Here is a 15,597-nt window from a genome sequence, read left to right as displayed (position 1 = left end):
CCTTCTATGGTGTTTCGCGCTCCGACACCCCCCCCCCCCCCCCCCCCCCCCCCCCCCCCCCCCCCCCCCCCCCCCGGCGCCCCTCGGGGCGCGTTCGTCCAGCAGGCGGCCCGCGACTGGCCGAAAGACTGCGAAAGCCCGAGCGGGCGGCCGCTGTTGTGCCTCACGTCCCCCGGCTCCGGGGAATACTCCCATGGCCGTAGTCGCCATACACAGGAGCGAGCCCATGGTGAAGGTCGTCGAGACCACGGATACCCAGATCACCGCCGCAGTGGCCGAGCAGGCGCAGCAGGCCGGCCTCGGCCTGCTGCGCCAGTGCTTCCTGGTGCTGACGAAGACACGGCTGTTCGGCAAGCCGCGCGAGGAGGAGAAGCTCCGGGTCTACCACTTCGACCACGGCCTGGTGCACGAGGGCGGGGGCCTGGAGCTCACGGTCTTCCGCTGGGACGAGGTCTCGACCGTGATGCAGGCGACCGTCGCCCACTACTCGCACAACATCTACACCGAAACGGACTTCTCCTACCGGTTCATCCGGGACGACGGGGAGACGTTCACGATCGACGGCAAGTACCGCGACCCGCGGCGCGCCAAGCTCAGCGGCGGGGACAGGGGCACCCAGCTGGGCAGGTGGGCGGAACTGGGCGAGGTCGCCGCGCACTACGTCGCGGCCACCCAACTGTCCGGGGCCCGGGCCTCGCTGGCGGACGGAGGGGAACTGGCCTTCGGCGACCTGCTGGTCAGCTCGGCCGGTCTGCGCACGGTGAAGCGCGGTCTGGTGCCCTGGTCCGACATCAAGTCGATCAGCGTGGTCAACGGCTACCTGGTGGTCAAGAAGGACGGCAGGTTCCTCTCGCTGTCGAACACCGCGGTCAGCCGGATCCCGAACTACGCGCTCTTCATGATGCTGCTGGGCCGTTCCGGCTGACGCACGGCCGGCCCGGACAGGCCCTGGATCGCCGTCAGGACCGCGAGTCGCTCGCCGCACGCCCCAGCCGCGACCGGAGCCAGGCGAAGGCGGCGGCGAGCCCGGCGAAGCCCCCGACGGCGAGCTTGATGCCGGCCTTGGCGACGATCCAGCCGACCCAGGGGACGCTCCAGCCCAGCCAGTGGAAGACGGCCAGCAGGACGGCGGCGCCGCAGAGGGCGGCGAGCACCGTCACGGCCACGGCGGCGGCCCGCGAGAGCTCTCGCGGGCCGTCGTCCGTCGCGTCCTGCGCCTGGTCGCCCGTCAGCTGCTTCGTGTCCCCATCACCCATGGGGATCATCCTACGGATTCCTCACCGGCGGGCGCGATGGGTGTCGCCGAGGTGCTCGCCGGTCTCGTCGTCGGGAAAGCTGACGGCGAGGGTGACGCGGTACTCGTCCACGTCCTCGCGGTGCCCCGGCACCCGGGCCCAGGCGAGCGAGTGCACCTCGGCCCCGGGGGCCTGCCGGCACCAGGCGGCGGCCTCCTCCAGTACGCGGGCGGCCGAACGCCCGGTGCACACCACCGCGGTGTACGCGGCGACGGCGAGGTCCCCACCGCTGCGGGCGACCCGCGAGACCGCCCGGACGGCGGCCGCGGCCTGGGTCAGGTCGCGGGCCAGGTCGTCGACCGCCCGAGGGGGGGCCGGAAGGACGACCGCTCCCTCGGCGACGGTCTCGGGCAGGTTCGCGCTCACAGTCCGGGCCTCCATCCGCATGGTCACGGGGCACAGCATGCCGGGCGGAGATTCCTGGCATGCCCTTTTCACCAGAACGTCACCCGTCCAGGGGCGAGTTGGGGCCGCCCCCTGGTGTCCGCACGCCCGCCCTGGTAGGGAAGCACCCGCCCGGCGGCGGACATCCACGCAGGTCAGGAGGGTCGGAGGCGGGCGCCGCCGGGGAGCCCGGAACGACGCGCACGCACCACCCCCGCGCCCCGGACCGCCTGTCCGGGCCCCTGCACGCCCGGCCCACCACCGGCACGCCCCCGGTCAACTCCCTTGGCAGGAACGGGAGATAACGTCGAAGCTCGACCCGCACAGCCCTCCGGTGCCGCCACCGGGCCCGCGGACGGAACCCGTGGCGGACGCGCACGCACCCCAACTCCCTTACCCGGCCGGGCCGTCGGCCAGCCTGGCCGCGACGCGGATCGAGTCCCGGCCCGAGCCCGAGCGGGCATTCCCCCACCCCTGCTGACCTGCGGTATTCGATGTCGGCGCCGGGCCGCGGCAACCTCCGGCCACCCCTGTCGCGTCAGACCGTCGTGATACTAATCGTTGCGACGGCGGGAGCCGCCGTCCGGCGGCAGGCACGATGACGACGGTTCATCCGTTCCGGCAGGGTCGGGACGGCTACGGGGAGGGGCACGGTATGACGGCGAGGTTCGGCAAGGTGCAGGGCGGGCGCGGGCTGCGGCTCGGCAAGCGGGTCACGGGGACGGCTGCGGCCTTCACCGCACTCGCCGCACTGACGGGCTCCCAGGTGACGGGCTTCGGGCTCGCCCCGGTCGCGGCCGCCGACGCCGTGACGTCGCCGGACGCCTCCGCCTCCCAGCCCGGCGGCAGCCCGACCGGCGGCGCCGGCAGCGCCTTCGGCACCGGCGTCCCGGCGGACGGCGGCGGCACCGTCCAACTGCCGCAGCCGCCCGGCACGGTGCCCGGCGCGCCCGCCGCCGGCCCCTTCGCCGCCACCGGCCCGGCCCTGCCCGCGACCGTGCTCGCCGCCTACCGCCAGGCCGAGGCCTCGGCCGCACAGCGCTCGCCCGGCTGCCACCTGCCGTGGCAACTGCTGGCCGCGATCGGCCAGGTCGAATCCGGCCAGGCCAACGGCGGCCAGGTGGACGCGACGGGGACGACCCTCACCCCGATCCTCGGTCCGGCGCTGGACGGCAACGGCTTCGCCGCGATACCCGACAGCGACGGCGGGCGCTACGACGGCGACGCGCGCTGGGACCGCGCCGTCGGGCCGATGCAGTTCATCCCCTCCACCTGGGCGACCTGGGGCACGGACGCCAACGGCGACGGCAAGGCCGACCCGAACAACATCTTCGACGCCGCCGAGAGCGCCGCCCGCTACCTGTGCGCGGGCGGGCGCGACCTCGCCGACCCGGCGCAGCTCGACCGGGCGATCCTCAGCTACAACAACTCGGGCGAGTACCTGCGGACGGTCCGCAACTGGATGGCGCACTACGGCAGCGGCAGCGTCACCACCGTGCCGAACCGCCCGGCCTCCTCGACCCCGCCGGCCTCGTTGCCCTCCCCGCTCCTGCCCCTCGCGCCGCTGCTGCCGCCGACCGGGACGACTCCTGGCGCCACCCCCGGGACGCCGAGCGCCCCCGGGACCACCCCGCCCCCGGGCGGGCAGCCCTCGCCGAGCGCGCAGCCGACCTCGCCGGCCCCGACGCCGTCCTCCTCCGCGCAGCCGACGACGGACCCGAGCACCACCCCGACGGGCACGCCCGGCACCACACCGCCGTCGACCGCGCCGGCCACGCCGTCCGGCACGCCGTCGACCACTCCGTCGGGCACCCCGTCCTCGACGGCCACCCCGACCGGCACGCCGTCCGGCACCCCCACCACGACGCCGACCACGACGCCGACCGGAACGCCCACCGACTGCCCGAGCCCGACGGCCACGACCACCCCGACGGGCAGCCCGTCCCCGACGGCCACCCCGACCGGCACGCCGTCCGGCACCCCGGCCGCCCCCGGGTGCGCCACGGCGACGCCGACCCCCGGCGGCACTCCCACCCCGGGCGGCACCCCCTCCTCCGCCGCCCCGAGCACGACCCCCAGCGCAGGCCTCTCCCCCTCGGCCGCCCCGCCGACCCGCTGACACCGCCCCATCCGCCGACGGCCCGCACCCCTGGTGCGGGCCTTCCGCGTTCCCCACCCCGCCGCACCAAGCTCCCGAGACCGAGCTCGAGACCGAGAGCTGGACCGAGACCTACGCCGGATCCGACCCGGCCCCGGCCCTGGGCAGCGCCCCCGGACCCAGCGTCGCCCGGTGCACCCGCCACCGCGCGAGCATCCCGTGCAGTTCGTCCACCATGAACGCGAAGAAGGCCGCGCTCTCCGCCAGCCGCTCCCCCGCGACGGTGCCCGCGCCGACGGTGGCCTCGCCCTCCCTGAGCACCCGCACCCAGCGCAGCAGGTACTCGTCGCGCCGGGTCAGCGACTCGAACCAGACGTCGTTCAGCACCCGGTAGCGGTCGCGCCGCGAGCCCGGCTCGCGCTCCTTGGCGGCCAGGCCGATCTGGGTGAGGTAACGCATCCCGCCGGACACCGCGGCCGGGCTGATCCGCAGCCGTTCGGAGAGCTCGGCGGAGGTCAGGACGCCGCTCTCCTCGGCCATCAGGCAGGAGAAGAGCCGGGCCGGCATCCGGCCCATGCCCGCGGCCACCAGCTCGGCCGCGAACCGTTCGACGAAGTCCGACACCGCCTGCTCGTCGCGCTCCTTCTCCGCTTCCCGCTCCACCACGCGCGCCTTCCCCTCTCCGGTGATCAACAACTCGACTGAACTTTAACGCCTTCCCAATATTCACGTTTTTCTGAAACTACGGTAGCTTCAGCAGCATGACGAAGGCAATCGCTCTGACCGGCCTCCGCAAGACCTTCGGCCGGACCACCGCGCTGGACGGCCTCGACCTCACCGTCGAGACCGGCGAGGTGCACGGATTCCTGGGACCCAACGGCGCCGGGAAGTCCACCGCCATCCGGGTGCTCCTCGGTCTGCTGCGCGCCGACGGCGGCAGCGCCCGGCTGCTCGGCAAGGACCCCTGGCACGACGCCGTCGAACTGCACCGCCGCCTCGCCTACGTCCCCGGCGACGTCGAACTGTGGCCCAACCTCACCGGCGGCGAGGCCATCGACCTGCTCTCCCGGCTGCGCGGCCGGCTCGACCGCCGCCGCCGCGACGAGCTGATCGAGCGCTTCGACCTCGACCCCACCAAGAAGGGCCGCAGCTACTCCAAGGGCAACCGGCAGAAGGTCGCCATCGTCGCCGCGCTCGCCTCCGACGCCGAACTGCTGCTGCTCGACGAGCCGACCTCCGGCCTCGACCCGCTGATGGAGGTGGTCTTCCAGGACGTCGTCCTCCAGGCCCGGCGGCAGGGGCGGACCGTCCTGCTGTCCAGCCACATCCTGGACGAGGTGGAGAAGCTCGGCGACCGGGTCAGCATCATCCGCCACGGCCGGGTGGTGCAGACCGGCAGCCTCGGCGAACTGCGCCACCTCACCCGCACCACGGTCGAGGCCGAGACCCACCGCCCCGTCACCGGGCTGGAGACGCTGGAGGGCGTGCACGCCGTCCGCACCGAGGGCGCCCGGGTGCGCTTCGCCGTGGACGGCGCCCACCTCGACGCCGCCGTCCGCCGCCTCGGCGAGGCCGGGCTGCGCAGCCTGGTCAGCCACCCGCCCACGCTGGAGGAACTGATGCTGCGCCACTACGGCGACGAGCTGGCCGCCAACGGGCACCCGGTCGACGGCGAGGCCGCCCGATGACCGCCACCACCACCGCGACCAGCGCGCCCGCCACGGCCCCGCGCCCGCCCCGCCCGCGCACCACCCTGGCCGGCACCGCCACGCTGCTCCGCTTCGCCCTGCGCCGTGACCGGCTCCGCCTCCCCGCCTGGGTGCTCGGCCTCGGCCTGCTCACCCTCGCCAGCGCCAACAGTGTGCACACCCTCTACCCGACCGCCGCCGACCGCGCCTCGATCGCCCACGCCTCCGCCGGCCCGGCCGTCCTCGCCATGACCGGCCCCGGGCACTACCTGGCCGACTACACCTGGGGCGCCATGCTCGGCCACCGGCTGCTCGGCCTGCTGGCGGTGCTGGCCGGGCTGATGAGCGTGCTGACCGTCACCCGGCACACCCGGGCCGAGGAGGAGAGCGGGCGGGCCGAGTTGGTCCGCTCCGCCGCCGTCGGCCGGCACGCCCAGCTCGCGGCCGCCCTCGGCGCCGCAGTCGTCGCCGACCTCGCGCTCGGCCTGCTGCTCGCCGCCGGGCTGCCCGCCCTCGGCGTCCCCGGGCTCGGCACCGGCGGCGCGCTGCTGTTCGGGGCCGCGACCACCGCCGCCGGACTGCTGTTCGCGGCGGTCGCCGCCGTCGCCGTCCAGGTCACCGCGCACGCCCGGACGGCCTCCGGGCTGGCCCTCGCGGTGCTCGGCGCCGCCTACGCGGTGCGCGCCGCCGGGGACGCCGGGTCGAACGGGCTCTCCTGGGCCTCCCCGATCGGCTGGCTCCAGCGCAGCTACCCCTTCGTGGACGACCGCTGGTGGCCGCTGCTGCCCGCGCTCGCCCTGGCCGCCGTCACCGGGGTGGCCGGCTTCGCGCTGAGCACCCGACGGGACGTGGGCGCCGGGCTGCGCGCCGCCCGCCCGGGGCCGCCCACCGCCCGCCCCGCCCTCGGCACCCCGCTCGGCCTCGCCCTGCGCCTGCACCGCGGCCTGCTGGGCGGCTTCGCGGTCGCGCTGCTGCTGCTCGGCGCGATGTACGGGTCACTGCTGGGCGGCGCCGACGCGATGGTCAAGGACGTCGACCAGCTGAAGGAGGCCCTCGCCCGGCTCGGCGGCCGCTCGCTCACCGACTCCTTCGCCGCGATGACCCTGCTGGTGGTGGCGGTGGTCGGCGCGGTCTACGCGGTGCTGGCGACGCTGCGCCCGCGCGCCGAGGAGAGCGCCGGGCGGGCCGAGCCGGTGCTGGCCACCGGGGTGTCCCGGTCCGGTTGGCTGGGCGGGCACCTGGCGGCGGCGCTGCTGGGCTCGACCGCGGTGCTGCTCGCGGCGGGGGTGGGCTTCGGCCTGGCCGGGGCGCTGTCCACCGGTGACGCCGGCGCGTTCCCGCGACTGGTCTGCGCGGCCCTGGCGTTCGCGCCCGCCCAGTGGGTGACGGTGGGGTTCGCCGCCGCCGTGTACGGCTGGCTGCCCCGGGCGACGCAGCTGGCCTGGCTGGTGCCGGCGTACGCGTTCGTGATCGGGTACCTGGGCCCGCTGCTGAAGCTCCCCGCGGGCCTGGACCGGCTCTCCCCGTTCGGGCAGGTGCCCCGGCTCCCGGCGGCTGCCATGGACTGGACGCCGCTCGCGGCGCTCACCCTGGTCGCGGCCGCCCTGATCGCCCTGGCGCTGGCCGGGTTCCGGCGCCGCGACCTCGAAACGCGCTGACTCCCGGGCTGCGGCGGGGGAAGCGGACGGGGCCGGCCACGGCGGGCCGGCCCCTGGCCGGGTCACAGGTGCTTGACCAGCTCCGGCATCAGGTCCTGGAAGGTCCGCCCGCTGGCCGGCTGCCCGATCGCGGTCATCTGCCAACCGGCGGGCGTGCGCTGCACCTTGGCCATGATCTGCGCGGTGTACGGGCCGCCCCCGGTGAGCGTGTACCGGGCCAGCTCGGCGCCCGTCTGCTCGTCGACCAGCCGACAGAAGGCCGCCTCGACCTCCTGGAAGGTCTGGCCGGTGAAGGAGTTGACGGTGAAGAGGATCTGGTCGACCTCGGCGGCCATCTTGGTCAGGTCGACGGTGATCGACTCGTCGTCGGTCGCGTCGCCCGCGCCGCCGACCAGGTTGTCGCCGCTGTGCCGGACGGAACCGTCATTGCTGTTGAGGTGCTGGAAGAAGACCACGTCCACCGGCCGCCCCTGGGAGAACAGCACCGCCGAGGCGTCCAGGTCGATCTCCCGACCGGCGGCCAGCAGCTTGGCGAAGAAGCCCTTGGGCTGCGCGGCCTTCCAGCCCAGGCCCATCCGGACCACACTCAGCTGACCGCCGCCCGGCTTCTCCAGGCTGATCTTCTGCCCCTTGGCCAGCGAAACGCTCATCGTGCCCTCCTCGTCCCTGCCGCCGCTCCGTGCCGTGAATCTACAGCACTGTCGAACATCTATGATCATCCGACCGGCGCGCTCCCAGCACCCCTACCCCGCACTCCCCCCGCCGTCACCGCCGGGGGCGGTCTGCACACTGTCAAGCGCCCCGGGGAGGAGCTTGCGCGGGGCGGCGCGCAATCCGGCTCGGTCAACCTGGCAACCGGCGATCCGACGTCTGGCGTAGCCGCGAACAGGGCCCGAACAGGCGGGCGGCCCGCGGACTAGGGTCGGCTCGGAGGCGCCGCCGACCGGGAGAACGGCCGCCGACGCACCGAGCGTTCCGCGCACGTTCCCGTGATCCGCCAACCCACGCTGGGGGGACCACCATGTCCGAGCACGAAGGAACACCGCCCGCACCCGCCACCGCCGCCACCACCTCGCGCCTCGGCCGCCGCCGCCTGCTGCGGGCCGGCCTGGGCACCGGCGGCGCGCTCGCCACCGTCCGCCTGCTGCCCGGCGGCCAGGCCTGGGCCGCCGCCCCGGAGCCCGCGCCCGCGCCCGTACCGGAGTCCGTGCCCGCACCCGCCACCCTCCCCGGCGGCGGCGCCGCCACGGCGCAACCCTGGCCGGACTGGGCCCGGTTCGCCCGCGTCGGCGACGGCACCTTCAACGAGCCCGCCGACATGCAGAGCGCCGTCGACGCCCTCAGGGCGCAGAACGTCAGCGTCATCGAACTCGACACCCTGCTCTCCAACTGGCTCACCGACGCCGAGTTCGCGGCCCACATGGCCGAGGTGAAGACCTTCACCGGCCTGGCGCACGCCGCCGGCCTCAAGGTCGTCATGTACTACCCCTCCCTGGAGCTGATCTCCCCCGGCGGCGAGAAGGGCCGCTCGTTCTACAAGAACGACCAGGGCGGCGCCTGGGTCCAGCGCGACCTCGCCGGAAAGCCCAACGTGTTCTACGGCAGCGTGGTGGTCTGGGTCGACCCGGGCGACGAGAGCGTCTGGCTCAGCCCCAACTCGCCCTGGCGGGACTACTACCTCAAGCGGATCAAGGGCGTGGCCGCCACCGGTGTGGACGGCATCTGGCCGGACGTCCCGATCTACTTCGACGGCGTGCTCTCCTGGTGCGACGCCTCCACCTGGGGCGCGGCCGCCTTCAAGGCCGACAGCGGCCTCGCCCTGCCCAAGGCCGCCGACTTCGCCGACCCGGTGTTCCGCCGCTACCTCGAATGGCGCCACCGCAACCTGCTCCAGTTCCAGCTCGACATCGCCGCCGCCGGGCGCGCGGTCAACCCCGACCTGGTCACCTTCGTCGAGACCGTCTCGATGGACTACCGCTACGCCACCTCGATCGGCCTGGACGGCGGCTACCTGCGCCAGGCCGAGGGCGCCGTCAGCCAGGTCTGGGAGGTGGACATCCTCGGCAACTACGACGGCATGCGGCACGCCACCGCCTCCGACTGGGTCTGTCTCATCTCGATGTACAAGTACGCGCGCGGCGCCAGCGGCACCAAGCCCGCCTGGGCGTTCTCCTACGGCTGGCAGGCCGACGACGCCTCGCTGGTGATGTCCCAGCTGATCGCGGCCGGCTGCAACCCCTACGAGGTGAAGACGCCGTACAAGAACGACACCGTGGACGCGGCGATGCGTGCCCGGATGTACCGCTTCGTCCAGACCAACCAGGAGCGGCTCTACAACGCCGCCTCGGCCGCCCAGGTCGGCGTCTACCACTCCAGCCCGTCCCGGGACTACGTCAGCCCGGGCGCGGGCATCGGGATGTACGTCAACGCGACCGCGCCGGCCGGGATCAGCGACTGGTGGGGCGGCGACGACCCGGAGCAGAGCTGCGCCTCCGTCCCCTGGCTGGGCGAGTTCCGGGGCGCGGTGAAGGCGCTGGTGTACGCGCACATCCCGTTCGACACGGTGCCCAGCCCCGGCCTGGCCGCCGCCGACCTGGCCCGGTTCAAGGTGCTGCTGCTGCCCGACCTCCAGGCTGTCTCGGACGCCGAGGCGGCCGTGCTGCGGGGGTTCGTCGCGGCCGGCGGGACGATCGTGATCACCGGCCCGGCTCCCACCGCGCTCGACGAACTGGGCGGCCAGCGCGCCGAGTTCGCGCTCTCCGACGTGCTCGGGCTGCGCCGGGGCAGCCCGCTGCCGGCCGGCAAGCAGAACGCCTACGGCAGCGGCACCTGCTGGTACGTCCGCAACCGGGCCGGACTCAGCTACCTCACCAAGACCGACCAGGCCTCGGCCGACCAACTGCTCGCCCCCGTCCGCCAGTCCGCACCGCCCGCCGTCACCCTGGCCGGGGACCCCCGGATCTTCCTGGACGCGCGGCGGCTCGGCAACGACGCCGTCGTCCACCTGGTGAACTTCACCAACTTCGGCAACACCCCGGCGGCCTTCCGCACCACGCCCGCCAACTGCACGCTCTCTTACGCCCTCCCGGTCGGCGCCGCCGTCACGGCCGTCACCGTCGCCACCCCGGACGGCACCGACCCGACGCCCAAGCCCGTCCCGTACACCGTCACGGGAGCGACGGTCAGCGTGCCGCTGACCGTCGTGCAGTACTCGGTGGTGACGGTGACGGTGAGCTAGAGCGCGGGCGCGGGGATGCGCCAGAGGGCGGCGGGGTTGGCCTCGCCGCCCGGGGCGGACTCGAAGGCGATCCACTTCCCGTCCGGGGACCAGCTCGGCGCGCCGTCGTACGAGCCGTCGTCGCCGGTCACCCGGACGGGGCGTCCGCCGTCGGCCGCGACCACGAAGACCTGGGCGTTCGGCAGGTTGCCGAGGTTGGAGGAGAACACCAGGTACCGGCCGTCCGGGGACCAGGTGGGATCAGTGTGCTCGCCCGGCACGTCGGTGACCTGGCGCAGGCCGGTGCCGTCCGCGCCGACCGTCCACAGCGCCCAGTTCTCGCCGCCGGCGGCGCGCCGCTGGAAGACGATCCGGTCGCCCCGGGGCGACCAGTTCGGCTGCCGGTTGTCGGTGCCGGTGCCCTTGCCGTCGACCAGCCGGAGGGGGGCGCCGCCGTCGCGGCGGACCTTCCAGAGCGAGTCCTGTTCGGCGTCGTCGCCGTGCACGGCGGCGTGTTCCGGCTCCCAGCTCTGCTGGAAGACGATCCACGCGCCGTCCGGGGAGAAGCTCGGCTCGCTGTAGCCGCTGCCGTCCTCGTGCCGGGTGACCCGCTCGGGGCTGCCGCCGGGCGTCATCAGCCAGACCTCGTCGTGGCCGGACTCCCGGTCGGTGGCGAAGGTGAAGGCGCCGGTGGCGGCGTTCCAGCTGGTGCCCGGGAGGTTGACGGCGGCCTTGTCGGGATCCTCCAGGACCTTCTGCGGCGCGCGGGCGCCGTCCAGCGGCAGCACCCCGAGGGCGGCGGCGCCCTTGTTGTAGCCCTCGCTGAACTCGGTCAGCAGCACCGAGCGGCCGTCCGGGGCGAAGGCGGGGTTCTGGGCGCTGCGGCCACCCTCGGCCCGGTAGAGCAGCTCGGCGCCGTCGGCCCGGCGCTCGCCCCCGGTCGGCGGCGCGCCGCCGGCCCGGGTCGGCCGGGGCTGCGGCCCGTCCTCGGAGCCGGATTCGGCGCAGCCGGACAGCAGCAGCATTGTGACGGCCGCGGCGGCGAAGAACGTGCGAGTCCTCATGACCCACAAGCTAGTTGACGCTTCGTCACATCTCGTACGCCCGCAGGCGGATCAGGCGTCGCCGTCCAGCAGGTGCTGGCGGACCTCCTGGAAGGTCCAGGCTCCGCCGGCCGGGCGGGCGAACACCCAGACCAGGTCGAAGCGGTCCGGCCAGGTGGCGGGTGCGCCGCTGCCGGCGGCGCCGAGCGCCTCGACGATCCGCGGGATCCGCGAGTGCTCCCAGCAGATCAGTACCGGCTGGGGCCCGGCCAGGGCGGCGCCGGCCAGGGCGGTCTCCTGGGACTCGGCGTACCCGGTGTCGACGGTCAGCCCGAGCTTGGCGGCGAGCGGGGTGACGGTCTGCCGCATCCGGTGCGCCCCCGCCAGTGGGCCCTGGTCGGCGGCGGCGAGGATCCGGGCGGGGGTGCGCAGGCCGGGCGCGGGCGGGGCGAACAAGGTGGGCAGCGCCCGGGCGCGGGACCAGCCGCGCTCGGTGAGGGACTTGCCGTCGTGGCCGCCGTTCTCGTCCAGTCCCGGGTGGCCGCCGTCCGGCTTCTCGCCGTGCCGGATGATCATCACCAGGGCCTCGCCGCCCGCGTCGCTCGCCCTGGCCGCGCCGGCCTCCTTGCCCGCCTTCTTGCCGGCCTTGCCGGAGGAGGCCGAGCAACCCGCCAGCAGCACCGGAGCGGCGATCGCCAGGCCGGTGAGCAGGGTGCGCCGGGCCGGCCGCGCCGCCACTCGGTGCTCCATCACTCGGCCCCCCGTCACCTGGCCCCCCGCCACTCGGTGCTCCATCACTCGGTCCCCCGTCACTCGGCACCCCGCTCCAGGCGCACCAGCGCGTCGACCGCGACGCCGTCGCCCTCGCCCTTGTGCCCGGGCTCCGGGCCGACCGTCCGGTGCACCCGTTCGGCCCGGACGGTGCGCAGGCCGCGGTCCGCGAGGTCGGCGAGGACGTCCTCCGGGGTGAACAGCACGGCCGGGTCCTGCGGGCCGCCGACGCCCTCGGTGAGGTTGCTCAGGTCGTGCCCGACCACCAGCAGGGTGCCGCCGGGAGCGAGCGCGGCGGCGGCGCGGCGCAGCGCGGCCCGCCGGTCCTGGGCGGGGACCTGAAGGTAGGCGACCAGGACCAGGTCGTAGCCGGCGGCGGGGGCCTCGAAGGTGCGGGCGTCGCCGTGCCGCCAGGTGAGCCGGTCGGCGACCTCGTCGGGCAGGTCGGCGGTGAGCCGCTCGGCACGTTCCAGGGCGACGGCGGAGTAGTCCAGCCCGGTGACCTCCCAGCCCCGGCCGGCCAGCCAGATGGCGTTGCGGCCTTCGCCGGCGGCCAGGTCGAGGGCGTGGCCGGGGACGTGGGCCGGGGTGAGGCCGGTCAGTTCGCGGACCACCCAGCGGTTGGGCTCGGCGCCCCACACCAGCTCGGTCGCGGCGTAGCGGTCGTCCCAGTCCTGGCTGTCCATCGCGAGTCCTCCGTTCGGCGGGCCTGCTCCGCAGCGGTCAACCTACCGGGCCCGGGCGTCGGCGGCCCGGAACGGTCCAGCGGGCGGACACCCTTGACGGCGAATATTGGTCCAGTCCAATCTGTGATGTCGTGACGCGAGCGGGTCAGCCGACCCGCCGCGCCCGCCGTCCGTACGTCGGCACGCTCCACCTGCCCGCGCGCCCCCACAGCGCCCGGGCGGCTCCCCCGGCCCACCCCGGGCCACGCACCGCCGGAAACCCCCACACATCCGGAGGACAACCGCATGCACGACCGCGTCATGCCCGCACGGCCCGCCCAGGCCGCCGGGCACCGGACCGCCCCGCGCAGACGGGCCATGGCCCTGGCCCTCGCCGCCACGCTCAGCACCAGCGGCGCCGCCCTCGCCCTGACCCTCAGCCCCGCCTCGGCCGCCCCGGTGAACCTGCTGGCCAACGGCGACTTCGAGGCCGGCACCCTGACCGGCTGGACCTGCTCCAACGGCTCCGTCGTCACCACCCCGGTGCACGGCGGGAGTTACTCGCTCAGCGGCGCGGCCTCGGCCTCCGACACCGCGCAGTGCCAGCAGACCGTCACCGTCCAGCCGAACACCACGTACACCCTGTCCGGCTTCGTCCAGGGCAGCTACGTCTACCTCGGCGCCACCGGGACGGGCGTCAACTCCTCGGTCTGGACACCCGGCGGCACCGGCTGGAACCAGCTGAGCACCACCTTCACCACCGGCGCCACCACCACCTCGGTGACGGTCTTCACCCACGGCTGGTACGGCACCGGCGCCTACTACGCCGACGACCTCAGCCTGACCGGCCCGGCCGGGCCCACCTCCACCGGCAGCCCGACCGCGAGCGGCAGCCCGACGGCCTCCACCAGCCCGACCGCGTCCAGCAGTCCGACCGCGTCCGGCAGCCCCACCGCGAGCGGCAGTCCGACGGCCAGCGGCAGCCCCACCGGATCCGGCAGCCCGACCGCGACGGCCACCGCCAGCGGCCCGGCCGGGGACGGCAAGGTCACCACGCCCACCGGCGTCGCCGTCACCAAGGTCACCGCGGGCGCCGTGGTGCTCACCTGGCAGCCCTCCACCCTGACCACCGGCGACGGCCCGATCGCCTACAAGGTGTGGTCCAACGGCCAGCTGGTCGCCACCTCGATGGGCACCTCCGTCGCCGTCAGCTCGCTGCTGCCCGGCAAGGCGTACACCTTCAGCGTCCAGGGCTACTCCGGCTCCCACGCCTCCGCCCAGTCCGCCGCGGTGAGCACCACGACGGCCGCCGCCCCCGCGCAACAGCCCGTCCGCTCGGCCTACTTCGACCAGTGGGGCGTCTACGAGAACGCGTACTACCCGAAGAACGTCGACACCAGCGGCGCCGCGGGCAAGCTGGACGTCATCCACTACGCGTTCGCCAACATCGACCCCACCAAGCTCACCTGCTTCCAGGCGGTGAAGGCCTCCGACTCGACCAACGAGAACAACCCCAACGCCGGTGACGGCGCGGGCGACGCCTACGCCGACTACCAGTCCGACTACAACTCCGGCACCAGCGTGGACGGCAGCAGCGACACCTGGGAGCAGCCGCTCAAGGGCAACTTCAACCAGCTGCGCCAGCTCAAGGCCAAGTACCCGAACCTGCGGTTCACCATCTCGATCGGCGGCTGGACGTACTCCAAGTACTTCTCCGACGCGGCCGCCACCGACGCCTCCCGGAAGACCTTCGTCTCCTCCTGTGTCGACATGTTCCTCAAGGGGAACCTGCCGACCGGCGTCGCGGGCGACGCCTCCGGCGGCGCGGCCACGGCGGCCGGCATCTTCGACGGCGTCGACCTCGACTGGGAGTACCCGGGCTCGGCCGGCGGCCACACCGGCAACCACTACTCCCCCGCCGACAAGCAGAACTTCACCCTCCTGCTCAAGGAGTTCCGCACCCAGCTGGACGCGCTCGGCTCCGCCCAGGGCAAGCGCTACCTGCTGTCCGCCGCCCTGCCCAGCGGCCAGGACAAGATCGCCCAGCTGGAGACCGACAAGATCGGCAACTACCTCGACTACGCCGACGTCATGTCCTACGACATGCACGGCGCCTGGGACGCCAAGGGCCCGACCAACCACCAGGACCCGCTGCACGACAGCCCGGCCGACCCGACCACGCCGATCACCCCCGGCACCCGCAAGTACAACGTCGACACCATGCTCGCCGCGTACACCACCGGCCTGCCCGAGTACGGCATCCCCGGCGGCTTCCCGGCCAACAAGCTGGTGCTCGGCATCCCGTTCTACTGGCGCGGCTGGACGGGTGTCCCGGCCGGCTCCAACTACGGCCTGTACCAGAGCGCGACCGGCCCGACGGCCGCCAAGCCGCTGAGCCAGGAGGCCGGACTGGCCGCCTGGAAGGAGCTCAACCCGACCGCCGCCACCACCCACTGGGACCCGGTCACCGAGAGCAGCTGGGTCTACGACGGCACCAACTTCTGGACCGGCGACACCCCGCAGGCCATCCAGGCGCGCGGGGCCTACACCAAGAGCAAGGGCCTCGGCGGCCTGTTCGCCTTCTCCCTGGAGAACGACGACGCCTCCGGCACGCTGCTCAACTCCATGGACGGCAGCCTGCGCTGACGTCCGGCACGCCGGTGGGGGGGGGGGGGGGGGGGGGGGGGGGGGAGCGGGCGGGGGGGGGGGGGGGGGGGGGGGTGGGGGCCTGGGGGAGAGGGGGGGGGGAAGGGGGGAAGAAGGGGGGGGGGGGGACAG

13 protein-coding genes are annotated in these 15,597 nt (G+C 74.5%); 6 read left to right on the top strand and 7 right to left on the bottom strand.

Features of this window, described 5'->3' with window-relative positions; genetic code table 11:
* Positions 1–226: 226 nt before the first annotated feature.
* Positions 227–925, top strand: coding sequence for a DUF6585 family protein (locus tag AC07AL_RS16795; RefSeq protein ID WP_478317718.1), 699 nt, complete (start codon positions 227–229; stop codon positions 923–925).
* Positions 926–959: 34 nt separating this feature from the next.
* Here AC07AL_RS16795 and AC07AL_RS16790 read toward each other — a convergent pair whose 3' ends face one another.
* The gene (locus AC07AL_RS16790; RefSeq protein ID WP_363587482.1) at positions 960–1,256 is read right to left on the bottom strand and encodes a hypothetical protein; all 297 of its coding nucleotides are present in this window, start codon (positions 1,254–1,256) and stop codon (positions 960–962) included.
* A gap of 21 nt (positions 1,257–1,277) precedes the next feature.
* A complete protein-coding gene (locus AC07AL_RS16785; protein ID WP_363587480.1) occupies positions 1,278–1,661 on the bottom strand; it encodes a hypothetical protein in 384 nt (127 codons plus the stop codon).
* A 673-nt stretch (positions 1,662–2,334) separates the two neighbouring features.
* Between AC07AL_RS16785 and AC07AL_RS16780 the strand changes: the two genes are divergently transcribed.
* A complete protein-coding gene (locus AC07AL_RS16780) occupies positions 2,335–3,798 on the top strand; it encodes a lytic murein transglycosylase (protein WP_363587478.1) in 1,464 nt (487 codons plus the stop codon).
* 111 nt (positions 3,799–3,909) lie between these two features.
* Here AC07AL_RS16780 and AC07AL_RS16775 read toward each other — a convergent pair whose 3' ends face one another.
* Positions 3,910–4,473 (bottom strand): GbsR/MarR family transcriptional regulator, encoded by a 564-nt coding sequence (locus AC07AL_RS16775; protein WP_478317717.1) that lies wholly within the window; start codon positions 4,471–4,473, stop codon positions 3,910–3,912.
* A 65-nt stretch (positions 4,474–4,538) separates the two neighbouring features.
* Here AC07AL_RS16775 and AC07AL_RS16770 point away from each other — a divergent pair, with 65 nt between their 5' ends.
* Complete coding sequence (locus AC07AL_RS16770) at positions 4,539–5,465, top strand: ABC transporter ATP-binding protein (protein WP_363587474.1); 927 nt, start codon at positions 4,539–4,541, stop codon at positions 5,463–5,465.
* Complete coding sequence (locus tag AC07AL_RS16765; RefSeq protein ID WP_478317716.1) at positions 5,462–7,123, top strand: ABC transporter permease; 1,662 nt, start codon at positions 5,462–5,464, stop codon at positions 7,121–7,123. Before AC07AL_RS16770 ends, AC07AL_RS16765 begins: the two co-directional genes overlap by 4 nt.
* Positions 7,124–7,185: 62 nt before the next feature.
* On the opposite strand, the gene AC07AL_RS16760 is transcribed toward AC07AL_RS16765, so the two are convergent.
* The gene (locus AC07AL_RS16760; protein WP_350879397.1) at positions 7,186–7,773 is read right to left on the bottom strand and encodes a TerD family protein; all 588 of its coding nucleotides are present in this window, start codon (positions 7,771–7,773) and stop codon (positions 7,186–7,188) included.
* A 371-nt stretch (positions 7,774–8,144) separates the two neighbouring features.
* Between AC07AL_RS16760 and AC07AL_RS16755 the strand changes: the two genes are divergently transcribed.
* Positions 8,145–10,361, top strand: a complete 2,217-nt coding sequence (locus AC07AL_RS16755) for a hypothetical protein (protein WP_478317715.1) — start codon at positions 8,145–8,147, stop codon at positions 10,359–10,361.
* On the opposite strand, the gene AC07AL_RS16750 is transcribed toward AC07AL_RS16755, so the two are convergent.
* The 3 genes from AC07AL_RS16750 to AC07AL_RS16740 all read right to left on the bottom strand — a co-directional run bounded on the left by AC07AL_RS16750 (position 10,358) and on the right by AC07AL_RS16740 (position 12,840).
* Entirely contained in the window at positions 10,358–11,404 is a 1,047-nt protein-coding gene (locus AC07AL_RS16750) for a TolB family protein (RefSeq protein ID WP_363587468.1), read from the bottom strand. The two genes, AC07AL_RS16755 and AC07AL_RS16750, sit on opposite strands and share 4 nt — an antisense overlap.
* Positions 11,405–11,455: 51 nt before the next feature.
* The gene (locus tag AC07AL_RS16745) at positions 11,456–12,121 is read right to left on the bottom strand and encodes a hypothetical protein (protein WP_363630542.1); all 666 of its coding nucleotides are present in this window, start codon (positions 12,119–12,121) and stop codon (positions 11,456–11,458) included.
* A 71-nt stretch (positions 12,122–12,192) separates the two neighbouring features.
* Positions 12,193–12,840 (bottom strand): methyltransferase domain-containing protein, encoded by a 648-nt coding sequence (locus AC07AL_RS16740; RefSeq protein ID WP_478317714.1) that lies wholly within the window; start codon positions 12,838–12,840, stop codon positions 12,193–12,195.
* A gap of 285 nt (positions 12,841–13,125) precedes the next feature.
* Here AC07AL_RS16740 and AC07AL_RS16735 point away from each other — a divergent pair, with 285 nt between their 5' ends.
* On the top strand, positions 13,126–15,465 hold the full coding sequence (locus tag AC07AL_RS16735; protein ID WP_478317713.1) for a glycosyl hydrolase family 18 protein: 2,340 nt from the start codon (positions 13,126–13,128) through the stop codon (positions 15,463–15,465).
* Positions 15,466–15,597: the final 132 nt, after the last annotated feature.

This window comes from Kitasatospora sp. NPDC043949, from assembly GCF_056435365.1.
The sequence above is the reverse complement of the archived record's forward strand: the minus strand, read 5'-3'. Positions and strand labels throughout refer to the sequence as shown.